This window comes from uncultured Lacinutrix sp., assembly GCF_947500605.1.
Classification (GTDB): domain Bacteria; phylum Bacteroidota; class Bacteroidia; order Flavobacteriales; family Flavobacteriaceae; genus Lacinutrix.
In genome coordinates this window covers 1-23,637 of sequence record NZ_CANMSJ010000005.1, presented here as the reverse complement: position 1 = coordinate 23,637, position 23,637 = coordinate 1, and the positions used below count along the sequence as shown (strand labels likewise).

The 23,637-nt window shown below is 31.6% G+C and carries 16 protein-coding genes; 10 read left to right on the top strand and 6 right to left on the bottom strand.

The window, feature by feature from the left end; translation table 11 throughout:
• Positions 1–82: 82 nt before the first annotated feature.
• The 4 genes from Q0935_RS08655 to Q0935_RS08640 all read left to right on the top strand — a co-directional run bounded on the left by Q0935_RS08655 (position 83) and on the right by Q0935_RS08640 (position 3,170).
• A complete protein-coding gene (locus Q0935_RS08655) occupies positions 83–721 on the top strand; it encodes a glutaredoxin domain-containing protein (protein WP_299384751.1) in 639 nt (212 codons plus the stop codon).
• 59 nt (positions 722–780) lie between these two features.
• Complete coding sequence (locus Q0935_RS08650; protein WP_299251376.1) at positions 781–1,500, top strand: 3-ketoacyl-ACP reductase; 720 nt, start codon at positions 781–783, stop codon at positions 1,498–1,500.
• A 135-nt stretch (positions 1,501–1,635) separates the two neighbouring features.
• Positions 1,636–2,235 (top strand): GNAT family protein, encoded by a 600-nt coding sequence (locus Q0935_RS08645; RefSeq protein WP_299384747.1) that lies wholly within the window; start codon positions 1,636–1,638, stop codon positions 2,233–2,235.
• A 188-nt stretch (positions 2,236–2,423) separates the two neighbouring features.
• Complete coding sequence (locus Q0935_RS08640; protein ID WP_299251370.1) at positions 2,424–3,170, top strand: T9SS type A sorting domain-containing protein; 747 nt, start codon at positions 2,424–2,426, stop codon at positions 3,168–3,170.
• Positions 3,171–3,434: 264 nt separating this feature from the next.
• Here the strand turns inward: Q0935_RS08640 and Q0935_RS08635 are convergent, their stop codons facing one another.
• From Q0935_RS08635 to recR, 3 genes are all read right to left on the bottom strand, one after another.
• On the bottom strand, positions 3,435–4,751 hold the full coding sequence (locus Q0935_RS08635; protein WP_299384743.1) for a dihydrolipoamide acetyltransferase family protein: 1,317 nt from the start codon (positions 4,749–4,751) through the stop codon (positions 3,435–3,437).
• Between the two features lie 114 nt (positions 4,752–4,865).
• Positions 4,866–5,963: a glycosyltransferase family 2 protein gene (locus Q0935_RS08630; protein WP_299384739.1), complete on the bottom strand. Its 1,098-nt coding sequence runs from the start codon at positions 5,961–5,963 to the stop codon at positions 4,866–4,868.
• Positions 5,964–5,969: 6 nt separating this feature from the next.
• Positions 5,970–6,587 (bottom strand): recombination mediator RecR, encoded by a 618-nt coding sequence (gene recR, locus Q0935_RS08625; protein ID WP_299384736.1) that lies wholly within the window; start codon positions 6,585–6,587, stop codon positions 5,970–5,972.
• A gap of 84 nt (positions 6,588–6,671) precedes the next feature.
• Between recR and Q0935_RS08620 the strand changes: the two genes are divergently transcribed.
• Positions 6,672–8,129 carry a sodium:solute symporter gene (locus tag Q0935_RS08620; RefSeq protein ID WP_299251358.1) on the top strand — a complete coding sequence of 486 codons (1,458 nt, stop codon included), beginning with the start codon at positions 6,672–6,674 and terminating at the stop codon, positions 8,127–8,129.
• Here Q0935_RS08620 and Q0935_RS08615 read toward each other — a convergent pair.
• The gene (locus Q0935_RS08615) at positions 8,113–8,475 is read right to left on the bottom strand and encodes a CoA-binding protein (protein WP_299251355.1); all 363 of its coding nucleotides are present in this window, start codon (positions 8,473–8,475) and stop codon (positions 8,113–8,115) included. The two genes, Q0935_RS08620 and Q0935_RS08615, sit on opposite strands and share 17 nt — an antisense overlap.
• Before the next feature lie 141 nt (positions 8,476–8,616).
• Here Q0935_RS08615 and Q0935_RS08610 point away from each other — a divergent pair, with 141 nt between their 5' ends.
• Entirely contained in the window at positions 8,617–11,094 is a 2,478-nt protein-coding gene (locus tag Q0935_RS08610; RefSeq protein WP_299251352.1) for a TonB-dependent receptor, read from the top strand.
• Between the two features lie 1,973 nt (positions 11,095–13,067).
• Here the strand turns inward: Q0935_RS08610 and Q0935_RS08605 are convergent.
• Positions 13,068–14,078 (bottom strand): 3-oxoacyl-ACP synthase III family protein, encoded by a 1,011-nt coding sequence (locus Q0935_RS08605; RefSeq protein ID WP_299384731.1) that lies wholly within the window; start codon positions 14,076–14,078, stop codon positions 13,068–13,070.
• A gap of 295 nt (positions 14,079–14,373) precedes the next feature.
• Between Q0935_RS08605 and htpG the strand changes: the two genes are divergently transcribed.
• The gene (gene htpG / locus Q0935_RS08600; RefSeq protein WP_299384727.1) at positions 14,374–16,290 is read left to right on the top strand and encodes a molecular chaperone HtpG; all 1,917 of its coding nucleotides are present in this window, start codon (positions 14,374–14,376) and stop codon (positions 16,288–16,290) included.
• A gap of 320 nt (positions 16,291–16,610) precedes the next feature.
• Positions 16,611–16,910 carry an immunity 53 family protein gene (locus tag Q0935_RS08595; RefSeq protein ID WP_299384723.1) on the top strand — a complete coding sequence of 100 codons (300 nt, stop codon included), beginning with the start codon at positions 16,611–16,613 and terminating at the stop codon, positions 16,908–16,910.
• Between the two features lie 72 nt (positions 16,911–16,982).
• On the opposite strand, the gene Q0935_RS08590 is transcribed toward Q0935_RS08595, so the two are convergent.
• On the bottom strand, positions 16,983–17,840 hold the full coding sequence (locus tag Q0935_RS08590) for a YitT family protein (protein WP_299384719.1): 858 nt from the start codon (positions 17,838–17,840) through the stop codon (positions 16,983–16,985).
• A 493-nt stretch (positions 17,841–18,333) separates the two neighbouring features.
• Here Q0935_RS08590 and Q0935_RS08585 point away from each other — a divergent pair, with 493 nt between their 5' ends.
• Together Q0935_RS08585 and Q0935_RS08580 are read left to right on the top strand one after the other, a co-directional pair.
• On the top strand, positions 18,334–19,395 hold the full coding sequence (locus Q0935_RS08585) for a hypothetical protein (RefSeq protein WP_299384716.1): 1,062 nt from the start codon (positions 18,334–18,336) through the stop codon (positions 19,393–19,395).
• A gap of 13 nt (positions 19,396–19,408) precedes the next feature.
• Positions 19,409–22,861, top strand: coding sequence for a pyruvate carboxylase (locus tag Q0935_RS08580; RefSeq protein WP_299384713.1), 3,453 nt, complete (start codon positions 19,409–19,411; stop codon positions 22,859–22,861).
• Positions 22,862–23,637: the final 776 nt, after the last annotated feature.

Genomic DNA, 23,637 nt, shown 5'->3' with positions numbered 1-23,637 from the left:
GTTAGTTTTGCACCAAAACTTGGTACGATTTATGCAAATATAAATGTATTATGTTATTTTTACTTTGATATCAATTATAAATATGAAGACATACCTTACTGCAATAGCCTTCTTACTACTTACACTAAACAGTTTTGCTCAAAACGACCATAAATACGTTAAGCTTTCCGAAGAAAAAAAAGGAAAACGCACAACACTTTACGTTACCAATACAGATTCTATTTCTTACGATGTGTTTTTAAAAGTAGACACTAAAGATTTTAGACGTAGCAGTAACCGACCTATTATTAGAAACATTGCAGCTAATAGTAAAATAAAAATAATGACACTTATTCAATTAGCCGGAAAAGAAGGCAACTACGATACTGTTTTTGTTGTTAATGAAGTTGCTTACGCTTTAGATGTTAAAAAAGATTTTGAAGGTTTCGATTTTAAACTAGACCGTGCCATTAAAGACAAAAAAGTAACTCTTTTTACTAAAGACGACTGCGCAATATGCCCAGACACGAAACGCATTTTAGATGATAACAAAATTGCTTTTACCGAATACAATATTGATACAGACAGTACAACTTACCTAAAAATAATTAAAGAATTTCAAGCAGATAAAAAGAACCGTTTCGAAAACCGTATTCCGCTTTTAAAAGTGGAAAAAGAAGTTTTTAATAATATTGAAAGTGTTGAAGATTTTATTGCAGCTTTGCGAAAGGCTTTTAATTAAGCTTAATCTAAAAACCAATTTACAGGAAAAACTACATTCTAAAATAGAAAATTAATATAATGAAAGATTTAAAAAACAAAAAAGCAATAATTACTGGAGGTGGAAGAGGTTTAGGAAAAGCTACTGCCATTGCTTTTGCAAAAGAAGGCATTGATGTAGCCATAACAGGAAGAAATGAAAGCGTTTTAAAAGAAACAGTTTTAGAACTAGAAGCATTAGGAGTTAATGCAATCTATTCTGTTTTTGATGTTGGTAATTATGACGAAGTTAAAACCGCTATAAAAAGCATTATAGACACATTTGGCACTATAGATATTTTAGTAAATAATGCCGGAATTGCTGCCTTTGGTACATTTAACGATATGGATGTTAAGCAATGGAGCCAAATAATACAAACTAATCTTATGGGAATGTATTATGTAACTAAAGAGGTTTTACCTTATTTAATAGAGAAAAATGAAGGTGATATTATTAACGTATCTTCTACTGCTGGATTAAATGGTAACGCTAGCACATCTGCTTATTCTGCATCTAAATTTGCAGTAATTGGTATGTCGGAATCTTTAATGAAAGAAGTACGTAAAAACAATATTAGAGTTTGCACATTAACACCAAGCACAATAGCATCGGATATGTCTGTAGAATTAGGAATTGCAGATAAAGACTCTCAAGACAGCGTTTTACAACCAGAAGATTTTGCAGAAGTTGTAGTTGCAGGTTTAAAATTACCAAGAAGAGCTATGCTTAAAAGTGTAGCATTATGGTCTACAAATCCATAATTTTATATTTATTAAATAATAGTGAAACGTTTAGTTTAGATATTTAAACAAGACTCACTTTACCGAAAAAAAATAGCCGACCTTCGTTTAATCTCGAAATTTCGGGAATAAAAACACTGACAATAGTTTTAAGACATGAAAATAAAAATTCTAAAATCAAATATTCAACTTGAAAACGACAGAGTCTTACTTCTTCCTTTTACCGATGAAAGAAACGAAGAGCTTAAAGACATCATTTTCGATAGAGAAATTTGGAAGTTTATGGGATCGAACATAAACAACGAACAAGGTTTAAAAAACTATATCGCAAAAACAATTAAGGACAAAAACAATCGTATTTGTTATCCTTTTTTAATTATCGATAAAGAAACTAATAAAGTTGCAGGCTGTACAAGATACGGTAACGTAGATGCTGCAAACAAAAAATGTGAAATTGGTTGGACTTGGTTTGGAACAGATTTTCAAGGTACCGGATTAAACAAGGCTGCTAAGCATGAATTATTGCAATTTGGGTTCGAAACTATTGGTTTTAAAAGAATACAATTTTGCGTCGATAGTAAAAATATAAAAGCGCAAAGAGCAGTAGAAAAATTAGGAGCGCAAAAAGAAGGTGTTTTTAGAAACAATAACGTCGCACCAAGTGGAGACAGCAGAACCGATATTTATTACAGTATAATAAAAGACGAATGGCAGGCTTTAAAAGATGAAATTTTTCCAGAGTTTTTAGTTTATTAAGAATACATATCTCTTTAAACATATAAAAAAGTACAGTTTTAATACTGTGCTTTTTGTGTTTTATAAAGGCTTGACTTTCTAAAAAAATAGTCGAACTTCGTTTAACGTATGATATAAACATTGAAATGATTTTATATCAACGAAACATTAGCAAACATTAAAACCAAATAATAATTATAATTTAAACTATGAAACAACTTTACAAAACAATCAAAATCTATGTAATAATAAGTATTTTATTTTTATCACAAGTAGCTATATCTCAATGTCAAATAAGCGATGTTGGTAATGGAGATAATGTTACTGCAGATTCCTTTCTTTGGGGACAAGGTTTTATTGCTGAATGCGATGGAGATCTAGAATATGTTCAACTTGTTTCAAATGAAACAGGTACCATTTCTGCTGGAACCCTCAATGTGTATAGTGGAAATTCTGTTGGAGGCACACCTATTTACACAGAATCACACCCTTCAATCACAATAAATAATATTGGAGATCCAATTAGAATTAACATTACTAATACTTTAGCTTTAACACAAAACAATCAGTATACTTTTGAGTTTACTGTTGATAACGCTATAGATGTTTTAGCTGATTATAGTGGTGGTTATACTGGTGGAAGCGCTTTTCAAGATGGCGTCGAATATTCTACAATTAATTTTATTTTTGAAGTTTCAATTTTAAATTTCACTCTATCCTTAGATGATTTTGTTAAAAATAAAAACATACGATTATTTCCAAATCCTTCCAGCGATTTTATTGTTATTTCTAATTTAGAAAAAATTGAAAAATATAGTATTTTAAACACGTTGGGAAAAGAAGTTGTTGAAGGTAACATAATAAATGACGAAAAGATTGATATAAGCAACTTTCCAAATGGATTATATTTCTTAAGATTTGAGAATGGAAATACATTGAAATTTTTAAAGGAATAATAATAATAACGTTTGATAACAAAGCATATAAAAAATAGCAGTTAAGAACTAAACTTAAAGTTTATTTCTTTTCTGCTATCTTTGTTTTTTACGGAAAATTATCGCAAATAAATCTGCTACTTTTCATACAACAACGTTAAACGAAAACCTCCTAAAACATAAACATAAAAAAAGCACAGTTTTAAAACTGTGCTTTTTGCTTTTCAAAAATTTTATAATTTGAAGAAACTTATATAAGATTCCTTTTTTCAAAGGAATTATTTGTTAAATCTCGCGATTAGAATCCCAAGCTTCTAAATAATCTTTTACAGCTTTAACAAATTGTCCACCAAGTGCACCATTTACAACACGATGGTCGTAAGAATGCGATAAGAACATTTTGTAACGGATACCAATAAAATCACCATCTGGAGTTTCTATAACTGCAGGCACTTTACGTATTGCTCCTAAAGCTAATATTCCAACTTGTGGCTGATTAATAATTGGTGTTCCCATAATACTACCAAAAGTACCAACGTTAGTTACTGTATAAGTACCACCTTGTATATCGTCTGGCTTTAATTTATTATCTCTTGCTCTAGATGCTAAATCGTTTACTGCTTTTGTCATGCCAACTAAATTAAGTTGATCTGCATTTTTAATAACAGGCACAATTAAATCACCGTTACCTAATGCGGCAGCCATACCAAGATTAATATTTTTCTTCTTAATAATAGTATCACCTTGAAGAGAGATATTCATCATTGGGAAATCGCGTAATGCTTTTGCAATAGCTTCCATAAAGATTGGTGTAAACGTAAGGTTTTCGCCTTCACGCTTCATAAAATCGTTCTTTACTTTCTTTCTCCAATTCCAGATATTTGTAACATCTGCTTCTATAAAACTCTGTACGTGTGCACTTTTCTGTACACTTTCAACCATATGATGTGCAATTAACTTGCCCATTCTAGTCATTTCTATAATTTCATCTCCTCCTGCAGATACCACTGGAGCTGCTACTTGTTTTGCTGCTGCTTTTGCTGGCGCTTGAGTTACTGGAGCTGCAACTGCTTTCGCTGGTTGAGAACCTCTAGTTTTTAAATACTCTTGCATATCTGCTTTGGTAACACGACTATCTTTTCCAGAACCTGGAATAGCATCTAGTTCAGCTTGCGCTATACCTTCGGCTTTAGCCATATTTTTTACTAACGGTGAGTAAAAACGCTCTCCATTAGAACTAATTGGTGCTGCAGACTCTTTAGCTGCAACAACTGTTTGTGCAACCTCAGCAACTGCAGGAGCTGCTTTTTCTTCTACAACTTCTTGTGTTTTTGGTGCTTGAGCAGAAGCATTACCTTCTCCTTCTGTTTCGATAATAGCTATCGTTTGCCCAACTTGCACAACATCATCCACATTAAATAGCACTTCAACTAAAACGCCATCTACTTCACTAGGTACTTCGCTATCTACTTTATCTGTTGCAATTTCTAAGATTGCTTCATCTTGTTCTATAGTGTCACCAACCTCTTTTAACCATGAAGTAATCGTTGCCTCTGCAACGCTTTCTCCCATTTTCGGTAATTTTAGTTCAAATCTTGCCATATTAATAAAAAATGTGTCTTTTTGTATTTTCAGAGTGCAAAATTACTAAAAAATAGTCGATTTATCTGATTATTCAATATAATTTTAAACTCTAATTCTGTAATGCTCTGATACTTAAAAGTGTATCACTTCTCCTCTACTTTTAGAGGAATTACTTCCGAGTATAAAATTAGCACTTTTTGGAAGTATTTTAAATGATAAATTTTTATTTTTTTCTGAAGCTTCCATTTGCTGGATAATCTCCTGAAAACTAATATAATTAGCATCGAAAATAATTTGAGTATTACTTTTCACTTCGGTAGTATTAGAAGCGAATGTTACAGGTTTTTGTAATTTATTTGCTAATGCTTTATTGTTAGTCTTCGAAATCAAAGTATAATCTTCGAAGTTTAGTCTCTCTGCTGAAACTTTACTTTCAAATAATTTTGCAGATTGTATTCCGAAGAATACCAAAGCATCGAAAACCAGATTGCTTTTAAAATGCTTTTTATAAAAAATTTGCATGGCGCCATAAAAACGCTTCGCATAGGTTTTATCTTTTAATGTGCTTTCTCCTTTGTAATGTATTACAGAAGTTTCTCCAAAATAGAAACTTTGATATCCTGCTTTTTTTATTTTATAACTTAAATCTATGTCTTCACCATACATAAAGTAATCTTCATCGAAACCTTTAACCTCGCTATAAACACTACGTTTTAATAACATAAAAGCTCCAACAAACACATCTACTTTACCAATTTCGTTTTCTTTTAAATGGTTTGCGTAATAGTGTTTAGAATTCCCTAATGCTTTATTAATTGCAATTTTGGTTACAGGAACATTACGTTTGCTTTCTGGTAGATACTTACCATTGCCATCAATTAATTTACAACCAACAATTCCGAGATTCTTTTGTTTTTCGGCGAAAGCCAAAAGTGTTTTAAAAGTATCTTCTGCAACAACAGTATCTGGGTTTAGTATGCAAAGGTATTCGCCTTTGGCATGTTTAACGCCAATATTATTTCCTTTAGAAAAACCTGAGTTTTCTTTATTTTCTATAAGTTTTACATTTGGAAATTGCTCTTTTACCATTGCACAACTACTATCTTGAGAGTTGTTGTCTATTACAATAATTTCGGCATTTAATCCTTGAACAGCAGCTTCCACGCTTTGCAAGCACAACTGTAAAAAGTAGTGTACGTTGTAGTTTAATATGATTACTGAAAGTTGCAAATGCAATTAGTATTTTAATGAAGCTTCAAACGGAATACGGTTTAATATACTGCGGCCGAGTGTAATTTCATCGGCATACTCTAATTCATCGCCAACCGAAATTCCTCTAGCAATTGTAGAGGTCTCAACTTCTAAACCGCTAAGTTGTTTAAAAATATAGAAATTAGTTGTGTCGCCTTCCATAGTTGGACTCAATGCAAAAATGAGTTCTTTTACATTTCCTGCTCTTACTTTTTCGACAAGACTTACAATATTTAAATCGTGAGGTCCAATACCTTCTATAGGATTAATTTTTCCGCCTAAAACGTGATATAATCCTTTATGAGATGCTGTGTTTTCTATCGCCATAACATCTCGAATATCTTCAACCACACAAATAATATCGTCTTTCCTTAACGGATTTGAGCAGATTTCGCATAACTCGACGTCACTAATATTATGACACGATTTACAGAATTTTAAATCTTCTCGCATATGCGATAATGCATTAGACAAATTTAGCGTTTGTTCCTTAGGTTGTTTTAGTAAATGTAATGCCAAACGCAAAGCCGTACGCTTACCAATACCAGGTAATTGAGAGATTTCGTTAACTGCATTTTCTAAAAGTTTTGAAGAGAATTCCATAGACTGCGAATTTAATATTTATTCTCAACTTGTTAATCCTTCTTTTAAAGTAATTCGTATTTTGGCTCTCAGAAAATCATCTACATGTCAGCTACTCAAATATTACTACTAATCGCAGCCTATTTTGGCGTGCTTATATTAATCTCATATTTTACAGGAAGAAAATCTGGAAATGATGCTTTTTTTAAAGGAAACAAACAATCTCCGTGGTATGTTGTTGCTTTTGGAATGATAGGCGCCTCACTTTCTGGCGTTACATTTATATCGGTTCCAGGTTGGATTGAAGCGTCTCATTTTAGTTATATGCAAGTCGTTTTAGGATATATTGTTGGTTACTTAGTAATTGGTACCGTACTACTTCCTTTATACTATAAACTTAATTTAACTTCAATCTACACCTATTTAGACGAGCGTTTTGGAAACTACTCCTACAAAACTGGAGCTTCCTTTTTCTTAATTTCTAGAGTAATTGGAGCTAGTTTTAGATTGTTTTTAGTTGCTAATGTTTTACAAATTATTTTGTTTGACGAGCTAGGTGTCGAATTTTGGCAAACCGTTACTATTACTGTACTTTTAATTTGGTTGTACACCTTTAAATCTGGAATAAAAACAATTGTTTGGACAGATACTTTACAAACTTTATTTATGCTTACTGCAGTTGGTGTAGCTATTTATTTTGTGAGTGATGAATTAGGTTTAAACGGAAGTAACGTTTTAACTTTTATATTAGATAGTGATTTAAGTAAGACTTTCTTTTTTGATGATTTTAAATCTGGAAACTACTTCTGGAAACAATTTATTTCAGGTGCATTTATAGCAATAGTAATGACCGGTTTAGATCAAGATATGATGCAAAAAAACCTAACCTGCAAAACATTAAAAGATGCACAAAAAAACATGTTTTGGTTTACTTTAGTATTAACGATTGTAAACTTTGTTTTTTTAAGTCTTGGTTTATTACTAACCGTTTATGCTCAAAAAAATGGAATTGATGCTCATAAGGATGATCTTTTTCCTATTCTAGCAAAAAACCATTTAGGTGTTGGTGTATTTGCTTTTTTCTTACTAGGTTTAATTGCTGCAGCATATAGTAGTGCCGATTCTGCCTTAACCTCTTTAACCACTTCATTTAGTATTGATATTTTAGATATCGAAAAAAAGCATACACCAGAAAAACAAGTAAAAATTAGAAAACGTATACATATCTTAATCTCTTTTATCTTAATACTTGTTATTGTTGCTTTTAAATATATTATTAAAGATGCAAGCGTTATAGCCAAACTCTTTGTTTTCGCAGGTTATACGTATGGGCCACTTTTAGGTTTATATGCTTTTGGTTTATTTACAAAATGGCAAGTTAGAGATAAAATTGTACCAATTATCGCTATACTTTCTCCTATCTTATCTTATATAATAAGCGTAAATAGCTTAAAATGGTTTGGTTTTGAATTCGGTTTCTTTATCCTAATTTTAAACGGATTCATTACCTTTTTAGGGCTGCTAATTATTAGAAAAAAAGAAATTCTTAATACTGATTTGTAGATAATAAAACCAAAGTACAAGCAACTTCAAATGCAATAGCGTTTTCTTTTAAAATTGTATAAAATTCAGGATTCTCTGTTCCTGGATTAAAAATAACGCGTTTTGGATTTAAGGACACAATGTACTCGTAATACTGTTCTTGTCTTTTTGGGTTTAGATATAAAGTAACCGTATCTATATCTTTATAAGGCTTTAGTTCTGTATCTATTGTAACACCATACTCTACGCCTTCTCTTAAACCAAAAGCCACTGTTTCATGATTGTAGTTTGTTAATTTTCGCATAGCCATGTTAGAATAACGCTGCGGTTTTGTAGATGCTCCTATTACTAATGTTTTTTTATTCATATAAATTTTATTTAATACTGGGTTAATTCCGCGAAAGCGAAAACACCCTTTAATGTTAAAACAATGTTAACGTTTATTAAAAACAGTAACACAATATAAAATTAGTCGTCTTAATATTAATACCAAAAATCAATCAATCAAATGAAAAAAATTATCTTCCTTTGTTTGTTACTAGTAACCACATTAGTACAAGCGCAAACTTCAGCAAAACAATTACCCACATTTAAAACTGGTATTATTACTGGTACTATTTTAGACGGAGTATTTAACGAACCCTTACCATATGTAAATATAGTTATTCGCGAATTGAGCGGAAAAATTATTACAGGTAGCATTACTAAAGATGATGGTACTTTTTACATGGATAATATTCCAGAAGGCACTACTAATGTAAGTATCGAGTATTTAGGATACAAAACGGTAAGTAGAGAAATAACAATAGACAAAAAAAACAATAAAATAGATTTTGGCGAAGTCAAAATTTACGAAGCTGCTACTAGCTTAGACGAAGTAGAACTTACTGCCGAAGTCTCTACCATACAACAAAAGGTAGATAGAAAAGTTATTACTGTTGGTAAAGATTTAACCACTTCTGGACCTACAGCTAGCGACATAATGAACAATTTACCAAGCGTAAGTGTAGATTCTCAATCTGGTGCTATAAGCTTAAGAGGAAATGCCAATGTGCGTGTTATGGTAGATGGAAAACTGTCTAACATTCCTGCTGCACAATTATTAAAACAAATACCGTCTACTTCTATTAAAAGTATTGAATTAATTACCAATCCGTCTGCCAAATATAATCCGGAAGGCATGAGCGGACTTATAAATATAATCTTGAAAAAGAATATAAAAATTGGTTTTAACGGGAATATTAATTTAGGATTAAACTATCAAGATAATGCTAAGTTTAACAGCTCTATAGACATGAATTACCGTAATGGTAAATTAAATTTCTACGGTAATTATGGTAATAATATTTCTAAAAATGATAATAGCGGTTTAATAAGTAGACCACAAAATAACTCTGAACAAGCTTTTGCTTTTAAAGACAATAATAAGAATCACTTATTTAAAGCTGGTGTAGATTTTTATTTAAATGATAAGAATACCATTTCGTTTTTTACAAATCAGAATATTACAGATGCTAAAAACGGAGGTACAACTGATGCTTTGTTTTATAATATGTCAAGCTTAAACCAATATCAAGTTTTCGATAGTAAAAACGATAATAACTCATCGCAATACAATTTTGATTACAAATTAGAATTGGCAAAAGAAGGTTCTAATATAGAATTAGAGGTAGATTACAATGTTTTTGACCAACAAGAAGATGCCGATTTTAGATTTTCTGGAAACACAGATTTAAATAACTACTTAGATTTTGTAACTACAGATAGAGATAGAACTACTATTAATTTAGACTATGTGAATCCGTTAAGCGATTCTGCAAAGTTAGAGTTAGGTGTACAAGCTCGTTTATTTAGCACAAGTATAGATTATAATTCTACAGGAATTTCTTTAAACAATATGGGTGTTTTTAGACCAACACCAAGTACGGTTTTCGATTATTCTAGAGATATTTATTCTGCTTACGCTACCTATGGTAAAACTTTTGAAAAATGGACCTACCAAATAGGTTTACGTGCAGAGAATGTAAAAGTTAATGCAGATGCTTTATCTACTGAAGCTACAAATGAAACTGACTTAATAGCTTTTGATAATGATTATTTTGAGTTGTATCCTTCAGCTTTCTTTACCTATTCTCCATCAGAAAAAAATGCTTACCAATTAAGCTTTAGTCGTCGTGTAGATAGACCAGGAATAGGACAAATAAATCCTATTAGAGAATGGAGTACGCCTTTAATATCTTCTTTTGGAAACCAAAATTTAGAGCCACAATTTACAAACTCTATAGAGTTAAATTATACCAGACAATTAAAAGCAGGAAGTGTTACAGCAGGTGTTTTCTATCGTGCAATACAAGATGAAATTAACCAAGGTATTACTATAGACAGAACAGATGTTACTTCTGGTCGTCAAATTTTAACTCATAATAATTATGATGACACCTCAGCTTACGGAATAGAATTATCAAGTAATTACAGGCCAACAAAATGGTGGAGTTTAAATGCTAGTTTTGATGCTTACATGCAAACCCAAAAAGGAATTACAGAAATACTAGATGCGCCTTTAGAAACGGCAACTTTAAACGATATCCAAACCAATGTAGTTGAAGTCGATAATTTTGCATACAACTTTAGAGTATTCAATAATTTTAAAGTTACTAAAAAGATAAGCTTATCTGCTTTCGCTTTTTACCGTGGTTCTGCCGAAGATTTACAATTTAAAAGTGAACCAATGTATTTTGTTAACCTTGGAGCAAGACATGATTTCGCAGATGGTAAAGGTTCTTTTAGCTTAAACTTTAATGATGTGTTTGGAACACAAGAATTTGGTTTCACAGGAAACAGACCGTACAAACAAGTAGGAACCTTTAACTGGGAAAGTCAGACTATTTTTGCTGGATTGTCTTACAGATTTGGAGGCGGAAAATACCAAGCAAAATCAAGAAAAAATAGAGATAACAATGAAAAATCTGGTGGCGGATTTTTATAGAAAATAATTTTAAAATACTAATTAGTGTTTTAATAACCTTATTAATAGTTAATGGTTAGTGTTATACAAGGTTATTAAATAAGAAAACCCAAAGTTTGATCTACTTTGGGTTTTTGATTTTTTAGCACCCAAATAGCCTTCAACAATAGTTAAATATATACTAAAATTTTAAAACGTACTATTTACGTTAATTAACCGTTGTATATTTGCTACGATTAATTCTTTAATCCGATTTTCTAATCGATATAGAGTTGGTTAATAGCGATAAAATCCTGAAACTTATGTTTCAGGATTTTTTATTTATCAAAAAACACTGAATAATGTTAAAAACCTGTTAAATACTGAATATCAGTGTAATAAAAACGAAATTTAGTCGTCTATAAAGAAACACAACACAGTTAACGAAATATTTATTTGAATTAGTCTTCCATAAAAACGTTCGTAAACACGTTAAGTTTATATGATTAATAGCAAGAAATCCCAATGTTGACGCATTGGGATTTTTATTTAATTTTTAACAACTGTTAAACTATGTTAAAGTAAAATTTTGAGCGCAATTAAAATAGAAAAGACACATCTAAAGTATAACACAACTTAGAAAAACGAATCGTTAAATTTGAATTAGTCTTCCACTTTAAAATTTGTAAATAAGTTTAGTTTTCATGATGAATAGCAAAAAATCCCAATGTTGATACATTGGGATTTTTTTTATTTTTTATTCCTTGTACACTCTTGTCATTCCTGCGGAGGCAGGAATCTAATTTTAAGTACTATTTGTAATGGATTGCTGTCTTCGCAGGAATAACAAACCTCTTATTATAGTTCAACATCAATTACAGAATGACAAACCGTTTTATTGTCTAATCTGTTAGTTCATATTAAGAGATTCTTACGTTATTAAAAAATAGCTCGTAACAATTAAAAAAAATGATAGATTAGATTTTAATTAGCCCTTCCTCTTTAAAATTTTTAAATGAGTTAAATTCTCATGATTAACCTCAAAAAAAAACCAATGTTTTCACATTGGGATTTTTTTATACTTCTGTCATTCCTGCCGAGGCAGGAATCTAATTTTAAGTACCATTTGTAATGGATTCCTGCCTTCGCAGGAATGACAAACCATTTATTATAGTTTAACATCAAGTACAGAATTACAAACCGTTTAATTATGTAGTCTGTTAGTTATATTAAGAGATTGTTACGTTATTAAAAAGCAGCTCGTAATAATTAAAAAAAATGATTGATTAGATTTTAATTAGCCCTTCCTCTTTAAAATTTGTAAATGAATTAAATTCTCATGATTAACAACAAAAAAATCCCAATATTGATACATTAGGATTTTTTTTATTTTTTATTCCTTGTACACTCTTGTCATTCCTGCGAAGGCAGGAATCTAATTTTAAGTACTATTTGTAATGGATTCCTGCCTTCTCAGGAATGACAAACCTTTTATTATAGTTTAGTATCAAGTACAGAATGACAAACCATTTATTATAGTTCAACATCAATTACAGAATGACAAACCTTTTTATTATGTAATCTGTTAGTTATATTAAGAGATTGTTACGTTATTAAAAAACGACTCGTAATAATTTAAAAAAAAATGATTGATTAGATTTTTATTACCCCTTACTCTTTAAAATTTGTAAATGAGTTAAATTCTCATGATTAACAACAAAAAAATCCCAATATTGATACATTGGGATTTTTTTATTTCTAGTATATGCTTGTCATTCCTGCGAAGGCAGGAATCTAATTTTAAATACTATTTGTAATGGATTCCTGCCTTCGCAGGAATGACAAACCTTTTATAATAGTTCAACATCAATTACAGAATAACAAACCATTTATTATAGTTTAATATCAAGTACAGAATGACAAACCGTTTTATTAAGGATTCAATACCAAGAATAGAGTGACAACTATAACTTTATATTACTTTTTAATGAGATTCCTTTTTTCAAAGGAATTTGTTACCATTTAATAATAACACTTCCCCAAGTAAATCCACTTCCAAAGGCAGCTAAAACTACATTATCTCCTTCTTTAATTTTTCCTTCTTCCCAAGCTTCGGTTAAAGCTATTGGAATAGAAGCCGCTGTTGTGTTTCCGTATTTTTGAATATTATTAAAAACCTGGTCATCACTTAGTCCAAATTTCTTCTGTATAAATTGTGCAATACGTAAATTCGCTTGATGCGGTATTAACATATCTATAGCCTCTTTATCTAAATTGTTTTTAGCTAAACCTTCCATTATAACTTCACTAAAACGAACCACTGCATTTTTAAATACAAATTGCCCATTCATATGCGGAAAATAACTCTCATCGTTAGGATCGTTTTCTGCTATAATATCGTTTACCCAACGTTTTCCCATTCCTGGTGCTACAAGTACTAACTCCTCTGCATGTTCTCCTTGAGAATGTAAGTGTGTAGATAATATTCCTTTTGTGTTATCTTCTTCTCTAGTTAAAATAGCTGCTCCTGCTCCATCTCCAAAAATAACAGTTACACCTCTTCCTCTTGTTGTTTTATCCAATCCGCGAGAATGTAATTCACTACCAATAACTAAAATGTTTTTATACATTCCAGTTTTAATAAAATTATCTGCTACAGAAATTGCATATACAAATCCAGAACACTGGTTACGTACATCTAAAGCACCTACTGTTTTAATACCTAAAGCATGTTGTACTTGTACTCCTGGACCAGGAAAATACATATCTGGACTTAAGGTTGCAAAAATTATAAAATCGATATCATCTTTATCAATTCCAGAACGTTCAATAGCTTGTTTGGCAGCCTTTACTCCCATTGTTGCTGTAGTATCTCCAGAACCTTCTTTTACCCAACGACGTTCTTTAATACCTGTGCGTTCGGTAATCCAATCGTCATTAGTATCCATCATTTTAGATAGATCGTTGTTGGTTACTACATTATCTGGGACATATTTACCAAGTCCTATTATTTTTGAATTGTACATAGAAAGCTATTTTATTTCTTCCGCGAAGACGGAAATCTCAAGACTGTATTATTACAAGTAATCTGAAGCGCAATTTAAGTTTTTCAACTATAATGTATCTCAAAATTGTTTTAATTAATTATGCATGCATAACAACTTGCTATAAATATGAAATTCTCAAATTATAGTTATAACAGTGTCATCTTGTCACTTTTAATCAATTGGCATTTTTGTTGTCTATTCTATCGATAGTATATTAAAACAATAATTAATAAGATTCCTGCCTTTGTAGGAATGACAAATAAAATAATTTATTATGGCAAAAGGAAACATTAATGTTTCGGTTGAAAACATTTTCCCATTAATTAAAAAATTCTTGTATAGTGATCACGAAATATTTTTACGTGAGCTTATAAGTAATGGTACAGATGCAACTTTAAAGTTAAAGCATTTAACTAGTATTGGCGAATCTAAATCTGAATACGGAAATCCTGTAATCGAGATTAAAATTGATAAAGAAGGTAAAAAACTTCATATTATCGATCAAGGTTTAGGAATGACAGAAGATGAGGTTGAAAAATACATTAACCAAATTGCATTTTCTGGTGCTGAAGAGTTTTTAGATCAGTATAAAGATTCTGCTAAAGATTCTGGTATTATTGGTCATTTTGGTCTTGGTTTCTATTCTGCTTTTATGGTTGCAGAAAAAGTAGAGATTATTACTAAATCTCATAAAGAAGGAACAACTGGAGCACATTGGACTTGCGATGGATCTCCTGAGTTTACTTTAGAAGCTTCAGATAAAACAGACAGAGGAACAGAAATTATTCTTCATATTGCAGAAGACTCTACAGAGTTTTTAGAAGAAGCACGTATTAGCACGCTACTTTATAAGTATAACAAGTTTATGCCTATTCCAATTAAATTTGGAACTAAAGAAGTTAACGATCCAGAGCACACACCTGCAACTACAAAAGATGCTGAAGGTAAAGAAACAACTGAGCCTCAACAAAAAATTACTGTAGATAACATTATCAACAACCCTAATCCTGCTTGGACAAAACAACCAACAGAATTAGAAGGTGACGACTACACCAATTTTTACAGAGAATTATATCCTGCACAACACGAAGATCCATTATTCCACATTCATTTAAATGTAGATTATCCGTTTAATTTAACAGGAATTTTATATTTCCCAAAGATGACTCAAGACATGAGCATGCAAAAGGATAAGATTCAGTTATACCAAAACCAAGTTTATGTAACCGATAATGTAGAAGGTATTGTACCAGAATTTTTAACAATGTTACGTGGTGTAATCGATTCTCCAGACATTCCATTAAACGTATCGCGTTCTTACTTACAAGCAGATGGTGCTGTAAAAAAGATTTCATCTTACATTACACGTAAAGTTGCAGATAAATTAAAATCGTTATTTAAAGAAAATCGTGAAGATTTTGAAGCAAAGTGGAACGATATTAAAGTGGTTATTGAATACGGAATGCTTAGCGAAGATAAATTCTTCGAAAAAGCAGATGCCTTTACTTTATACCCAACTGTAGATAACAAGTATTTTACTTACGAAGAGTTAGAAAATGCTATTAAAGCAAACCAGACAGATAAAGATGGTAAACTAGTTATTCTTTATGCTAGCGACCAAGACTCACAACACACGTATATTGAAGCTGCAAAAGCTAAAGGTTACGAAGTATTGTTATTAGACTCGCCTATTATTTCGCATTTAATGCAGAAATTAGAAAGCACTAAAGAGAACATAACATTTGCTCGTGTAGATGCAGATTCTATAGACAAGCTAATTAAGAAAGACGAAACAACAATTTCTAAATTAGACGAAGCACAAACTAAAGTATTAGACGAATTATTGAAAGCAGTTATTCCTTCAGAAAAATTCATGGTACAATTAGAGCCTCAAGATAGTGATGCTTCTCCATTTATGATTACGCAACCAGAATTTATGCGTAGAATGAAAGAAATGCAAGCTTCCGGTGGTGGAGGTGGAATGCAAATGTTTGGTGCCATGCCAGAAATGTATAACTTAACAGTGAACACAAATTCTGAATTGGTAGGCGAAATTTTAAATACCGAAAACAAAGAGATTCAAGAACGTTTAATAAACCAAAGTTTAGATTTAGCTAGACTATCTCAAGGTTTATTAAAAGGAAAAGAACTTTCAGATTTTATAAAACGTAGTTACTCTATGATTAAGTAAGTTATTCTGTTTAACCAGAAACTACTTAAATAAAACTATTTTTTCGCTTTCGCGGAAAGACTAAAACCACCTTTCGAGGTGGTTTTTTTATGCTTGACTTTGTCCTTTTTTTTAGCCTAACTTCGTTTAACGTCTGATATAAAACATTGAAACGATTTTATATCAACGAAATATTAAACGAAATTTCAAAAAACCACCTTTCAAGGTGTTTTTTTTATACTTGACTTTATTATCTTTTTTTAAGCTAATTTCGTTTAAAATTATTTTACATTTATTCTTTAACAGCTAAGCTTAAATAGTATAAAAACATCTTAATACAAATGGAAATTACAGACTGGATACAGCATTGGTTTAAAAACAATTGTGATGGAGATTGGGAACATGGTGAAGGTATACATATTTCAACACTTGATAATCCAGGTTGGGATGTAGAAATTGATTTATCAAATACTTCATTAAAAAATATAGAAATACCATGGATTCTTAATGAAAACAGTAAACAAGATTGGTATGGTGTAAAAATTGAAAACCATGTGTTTAATGCTTCAGGCGACTCTAGTAAACTAACTTTTTTGCTAGGCTTATTCAAAGAGATGATAGAAAAGTTCGAAAACTCATAACACTATTTTTTTCTACGCTTACACGGAAACAAAAAAACCACCTTTCGAGGTGGTTTTTTTATTCTAAGTACTTTAAATAGATTCGGTACTAGATTCTAATGCACTAATATCAGCATCGGCATCCACGCTATAAACAACGCTTTTAATAGCTTCTAACTGTTTAGCGTTTCTGGTTATTAATATTAACTTTCCTTGAGAGTCATGATGAATCAGCTTTAAAATAGTATTGGTATACTCTTCAAAATTTAAAAAAGCTTCTTGAATAAGTAAATTCTTTTTAGAGAACACAAAAACGGTCATGTGTGTTGTCGATTTTTTAATATAATAACCTATCGTTTTACTAATCGCAATTATAGCAACAATACTATAAGCAGCCATTGTAAAATCTTTAAAAACAAAAATCCCTAGAAAAATAATGACACCATCAACTATTAAAATAAGCTGACTAAAAGGAAGTTTTATTTTGGTTGCTAGAATACGAACTAAAATATCGTTTCCGCCTGTTGTTGCTCCTGCCTTCATTACCATAAAAACAGAAAAACCAACAATAACACCTCCAAATAATGAAGACACTAAAACATCTTCCACAAAAACTCTGTTTTCAAAAATCTTAGAAAAAACATCGATATAAAAAGAAACCAATACCATAGAAAAAGCAGTTTTAACACCAGTTTTTCCGCCAAGTACTTTTGTTCCCCAAAGCAATAAAGGAATATTTATAAGTATAGCAATTATACCTATAGACATACCTGTAAGCTTATTAATTACAATACTTAATCCCAAAATACCACCAGGCACTATATTGTGTGGTATAATAAATATTACATAGGCTATGGATAATATAAACGAGCCTATTAAAACGTTTGTATAGCTTTTAAGCTCTGTAAGCACTTCTTCTCTTTGTAATAATAATGTGATTCTTTTTTTCATAATACTAGACATAAAAAAATCCCTTTGATTTAAAATAAAATCAAAGGGATTAAAAATTTAAGTTTTAACTCATTCTAAACGCTTCGATAATTGGACATATAAGACTTATTACACATATTTATACGTGTAATCTTACTGGCATTAATCGAAATAAAGTTTAAAATATTCATTCAGTTTTGTGTAATAAAAAAGCGTTCTATAAAAAAATAGAACGCTTATTAAATATGTAATAATAGTATACGCTCTAGCTTCCGGAATTTGACATCCAGGCCTGTTTACAAATACTATTTAAATTGTTGTTTTTCATAATTATGAAGCAAAGGTATAATTATTTTTAGTAAACAAATCATTCTTAGACAGAAAATTAGCGTTTGTAAAAAATCCACTTCTAATTAAGTTTCGTATTTAATATAAATCTATTATTCAAAATATATTATGCACGCATTGTATTTTACATAATTTTTAGCTAACTTATAGACTTTCCAATATAACTATGAACGAAAAATTAATTTCTAAAAAAAAGCCTGCCTATCCAATTACTGCTCAACTATCTAACTACTTAACTGCTCAAGGCAGGAATATAAAAATTCCGATTTTCTACGACGATTTACTGCGTTTTCAAGGTGCAGTAGAAATTTTTGATAATAATGACGTCGATACACTTTGGGTAAGCTGCTATTATGCAGAACACGAACGCGAAGAAATACAAAACAGCTTAAAGCAAATGTATTCCATCTTACATTCCGATGGAAGCGATAGTATTCTACCCTATTTAAATATTGATAGTATCGATTTTTGCACCTTTGGTAACACGAAGCCTTTTCGTATTAAGGTAAGAAACGTATTAAACGATAACTACATCTTTCTTTACATTAAAAAAGCCGATGCTTCACGTATTTATGGTTTAGAGCTAGAAGATATTCTTTCTCCTAACCACATTAATTTTTTAGTTCATAAAGACACATTAATCGAAGAACACATCTCTGGAATTCCTGGAGACATTTATATAAAAGAACATTTACACACCATTACAGAGCAAGACAGAAGAGCTTTAGCAAAAGAGTTTGTTAAGTTTAACGAACGTTGTTTTGTAAGGTTATTGGCCGATATGCGCTCGTACAACTACGTTATTGTAATTACACACGATTTCGACCGTAAACAATACCGTATTCGTGCTGTAGATTTCGATCAGCAGAGTTACGAAGGCAACCCTAAAGTTTATAAACCTCAGTTTTTAAAAGAAAACAATCCATTGGTAGAAATGAGTGCAGAGGTATTAACCAGAGGCTCTATAAAACAATACGAAAAAGAGGAACGCTCACTACTTGCAAAGCGTGCTAAAAGTGAACAAAAGCGTTTACGTCATTTAATATTATGTATGAAGAGAGATGAGATTTCTTCACCCGAAAAAATTAAACAATTAAAACTTGGCTTGTTCGATTTAACAGGAGATGTTAAATTTAAACGTGCTCGAAACATGGGCGAATTACTAAAAGCAGCCTTAGATTTTGTAATGCGTAATTACCAAAACGAAAATCCATATATCATTAAATAACACACCACTACTAATGAAAATTAAAAAGGTTCTTGTTGCCAACAGAGGAGAAATTGCAATTCGTGTTTTACGTGCGTGTACAGAGTTAAACATAACTACTGTAGCTATTTACACTTACGAAGATCGTTATTCTCAACACAGAAATAAAGCCGATGAATCTTACCAAATTGGTGAAGACAATCAGCCTTTAAAACCCTATTTAGACATTGCACAAATTATAGATTTGGCAAAAGCTAAAAACGTAGATGCCATACATCCTGGTTATGGTTTTTTATCCGAAAACTCTGAGTTTGCTAGACAATGTGCTGCAAACGGTATTATTTTTATAGGTCCAGAACCCGAAGTTATGGATGCTTTAGGCGATAAAATTACAGCTAAAAAAGTAGCCGTAAAATGTAACGTTCCTATTATAGAAAGTAACAAGAAAAAGCTAACCTCTCTTAAAGTTGCACTCTCTGAAGCTGCAACTATTGGCTATCCGCTAATGCTAAAAGCCGCTTCTGGTGGTGGTGGTCGTGGTATGCGAATTATTAGAAAAGATGAAGACTTAGAATTCAATTTCGATTCAGCTAGAAACGAAGCATTAAATGCCTTTGGAGATGATACCATGTTTTTAGAAAAATATGTAGAAAACCCAAAGCATATAGAAGTACAAATTGTAGCAGATAATCATGGTAATATTCGTCATTTACACGAGCGCGATTGCTCTGTACAACGTCGTCACCAAAAAGTAGTAGAAATTGCACCTTCGCATAATGTAAGCGATGCTGTAAAACAAGATTTATACAAATACGCCGTTTCTATTGCAAAAGAGGTAAGCTACAATAATATTGGTACTGTAGAATTTTTAGTAGATGGAGACGATAATATCTATTTTATAGAAGTTAATCCAAGAATACAAGTAGAACATACCGTTACCGAAATGGTAACCGGAATAGACTTGGTAAAAACACAAATTTTTGTTGCTGGTAATTACAAATTAGACAGCGAGCAAATAAAAATATACGGTCAAGATACTATTGCAACCTATGGTTTTGCTTTGCAATGTAGATTAACAACCGAAGATCCTTCAAACAACTTCACACCAGATTATGGGAACGTAACTACGTATAGAAGTGCCTCTGGAATGGGTATTCGTTTAGATGCCGGAAGCATTTATCAAGGCTATCAAGTGAGTCCGTTTTTCGATTCTATGTTAGTAAAAGTGTCTTCTCATGGTAGAACTTTAGATGGAGCTACACGTAAAATGGTGCGTGCTTTAAAGGAGTTTAGAATTAGAGGTGTAAAAACCAACATTCATTTTTTACAAAATGTTATTCAGCATCCAACATTTAAAGACGGTAAAGTCACTGTTAATTTTATTCAGAATACTCCTGCCCTATTTAAAATAAAACTACCACAAGATAGAACCTCTAAAGTGGTTAACTTTTTAGCTGAAGTCACCGTAAACGGAAATTCGGACGTTAAAAACATTGAAGAAAATAAAGTCTTTAGAAACCCTAAAGTGCCAAAGTTCAGTTTATCTGAAGCCTATCCAAAAGGCACAAAAGATATGCTAACAGAATTAGGTCCAGAAAAATTCTGTGCTTGGTTAAAAGACGAGAAAAAAATTCATTTTACAGATACTACAATGCGCGATGCGCACCAATCGTTATTAGCAACAAGAATGCGTTCTTTCGATATGCTTAAGGTAGCCGAAAGCTTCGCAAAAAACCATCCCAACACCTTTAGTATGGAAGTTTGGGGAGGTGCAACGTTCGATGTTTGCTTACGTTTCCTACACGAAAGTCCGTGGACACGATTAAGAGAATTGCGTAAAGCTGTACCAAATATATTATTCCAAATGTTATTGCGTGGCTCTAACGGTGTTGGTTATAAAGCATATCCAGATAATTTAATCGAGAAATTTGTAGAAAAGTCTTGGGAGAATGGTGTCGATATTTTCAGAATTTTCGATTCCCTAAACTGGGTAAAAGCAATGGAACCAAGCATTAGTTATGTACGTAACAAAACTGGCGGAATAGCAGAAGCAGCATTAAGTTACACAGGAGATATTTTAGATGTAAACGAAACAAAATACAACCTAAATTATTACACGCAACTGGCTAAAGATTTAGAAAATGCAGGTGCACACATGATTGCTATTAAAGACATGGCAGGATTATTAAAACCGTATGCAGCAACAGAACTAGTAGCAGCATTAAAAGATACTGTAAAGGTGCCAATACATTTACATACGCACGATACTTCTTCATTACAAACAGCAACGTATTTAAAAGCTATTGAAGCTGGTGTAGATGTTGTAGACGTAGCATTAAGTGGTTTATCTGGTTTAACCTCGCAACCCAACTTTAATGCGGTTGTAGAAATGATGAAAGGCCAACCAAGAGCACACGATTTCGATATGCCTAAATTAAATCAGTTTTCTAATTTTTGGGAAGATACTCGCGAACTGTATTATCCGTTCGAGTCTGGTTTAAAAGCAGGAACTGCTGAGGTTTTCGAACACGAAATTCCTGGCGGACAATATAGTAATTTACGTCCGCAAGCAACGGCTTTAGGTTTAGCAGATAGATTTGATGAGGTTAAAAAAATGTATGCCGCAGTTAATAAACTCTTTGGTAACTTGGTAAAAGTAACACCAAGTTCTAAAGTTGTTGGAGACATGGCCATTTTTATGGTTACCAATAACCTAACCACAGAAGATGTTATGGAACGTGGCGAAGAAATTTCGTTTCCAGATTCTGTAATTAGTTTCTTTGTTGGCGATTTAGGACAACCATCTGGCGGTTTCCCGAAAAAGCTTCAGAAAATAATTCTGAAAAACAGAAAACCATACACCAACAGACCAAACGCGCATTTAGAACCTATAGATTTTGACGAAGAGTTTAAAGCCTTCAAAAAGAAATTCCAAAAAGGCTTTACACGTGCTATCGAGATGGAAGATTTCTTATCGTACACGTTATACCCAAAAGTATTTGAGCAAGCGCACGAAAACTATAAAACCTATGGTAATTTAGCTTTAGTACCTACAAAAAACTTTTTCTATGGTATGAAACTTCGCGAGGAGATTTTAATAGAATTAGAACCTGGTAAAACTGTTATTATTAAATTACTATCTATTGGTATTCCTAATGAAGAAGGCATAAGAACCGTCTTTTTTAAAGTAAATGGTGAAAATCGTTTTGTAGAAATTTTAGACAAATCTCTAAACATTAAAATTGAAACCAATACAAAAATAGATCCAGCAGATACTAACCAAATTGGAGCGCCTTTACAAGGTTCACTTTACAAAGTATTGGTTAAAAAAGGACAGGAAGTAAAAGAAAACGATCCGCTTTTTATTATCGAAGCCATGAAAATGGAAACTACTGTAACAGCTTTTAAATCTGGAACAGTAAAATCGGTGAGCCTAAAAGAAGGAAGTATGGTAAAACAGGACGATTTAATTGTGACTATAGAATAGTGTTGCTTTAATTTATAATACAAATGTAGTTCAAAGCACAACTGTCATTCAGAGCGAAGCGAAGAATCTCTCAAACAAATAACAAACAATAAAAACCACCTAAATCAGGTGGTTTTTTTTATGCTTCAAATAAATTACAATACAGAGTAAAAGTGCCATTAAAAGTAAAACTGTCATTCAGAGCGAAGCGAAGAATCTCAATCAAATAATCAAAAAGATTCTTCAGTCGTGCCTCCTTCTGAATGACATGTGTAACGGTCATTTATTTGAATATCATTTATAATACAAATGCAATTCAAAACAAAACTTCAATACAGAGTAAAACTGTCATTCAGAGCACAACTGTCATTCAGAGCGAAGCGAAGAATCTCTCAATCAAATCAAAAAATTCTTCAGTCGTGCCTCCTTCTGAATGACATATATAATGGTTATTAATTTGAATATCGTTAATAATACAAGTGTAATTCAAAACAAAACTGCAATACAGAGTAAAACTGTCATTCAGAGCACAACTGTCATTCAGAGCGAAGCGAAGAATCTCTAAATTAAATCAAAAGATTCTTCAGTCGTGCCTCCTTCTGAATGACATATATAATGGTTATTAATTTGAATATCATTTATAACACAAATGCAATTCAAAACAAAACTGTAATTCAGAGCACAACTGTCATTCAGAGCGAAGCGAAGAATCTCTCAATCAAATCAAAAGATTCTTCAGTCGTGCCTCCTTCTGAATGACATATATAATGGTTATTAATTTGAATATCATTTATAAC

Coding starts and splice junctions, on each gene's coding strand:
- Q0935_RS08655 (WP_299384751.1), top strand. CDS start 83: ATGAAGACATACCTTACTGCAATAGCCTTCTTACTACTTACACTAAAC.
- Q0935_RS08650 (WP_299251376.1), top strand. CDS start 781: ATGAAAGATTTAAAAAACAAAAAAGCAATAATTACTGGAGGTGGAAGA.
- Q0935_RS08645 (WP_299384747.1), top strand. CDS start 1,636: ATGAAAATAAAAATTCTAAAATCAAATATTCAACTTGAAAACGACAGA.
- Q0935_RS08640 (WP_299251370.1), top strand. CDS start 2,424: ATGAAACAACTTTACAAAACAATCAAAATCTATGTAATAATAAGTATT.
- Q0935_RS08635 (WP_299384743.1), bottom strand. CDS start 4,751: ATGGCAAGATTTGAACTAAAATTACCGAAAATGGGAGAAAGCGTTGCA.
- recR (WP_299384736.1), bottom strand. CDS start 6,587: ATGGAATTCTCTTCAAAACTTTTAGAAAATGCAGTTAACGAAATCTCT.
- Q0935_RS08620 (WP_299251358.1), top strand. CDS start 6,672: ATGTCAGCTACTCAAATATTACTACTAATCGCAGCCTATTTTGGCGTG.
- Q0935_RS08615 (WP_299251355.1), bottom strand. CDS start 8,475: ATGAATAAAAAAACATTAGTAATAGGAGCATCTACAAAACCGCAGCGT.
- Q0935_RS08610 (WP_299251352.1), top strand. CDS start 8,617: ATGAAAAAAATTATCTTCCTTTGTTTGTTACTAGTAACCACATTAGTA.
- Q0935_RS08605 (WP_299384731.1), bottom strand. CDS start 14,078: ATGTACAATTCAAAAATAATAGGACTTGGTAAATATGTCCCAGATAAT.
- htpG (WP_299384727.1), top strand. CDS start 14,374: ATGGCAAAAGGAAACATTAATGTTTCGGTTGAAAACATTTTCCCATTA.
- Q0935_RS08595 (WP_299384723.1), top strand. CDS start 16,611: ATGGAAATTACAGACTGGATACAGCATTGGTTTAAAAACAATTGTGAT.
- Q0935_RS08590 (WP_299384719.1), bottom strand. CDS start 17,840: ATGAAAAAAAGAATCACATTATTATTACAAAGAGAAGAAGTGCTTACA.
- Q0935_RS08585 (WP_299384716.1), top strand. CDS start 18,334: ATGAACGAAAAATTAATTTCTAAAAAAAAGCCTGCCTATCCAATTACT.
- Q0935_RS08580 (WP_299384713.1), top strand. CDS start 19,409: ATGAAAATTAAAAAGGTTCTTGTTGCCAACAGAGGAGAAATTGCAATT.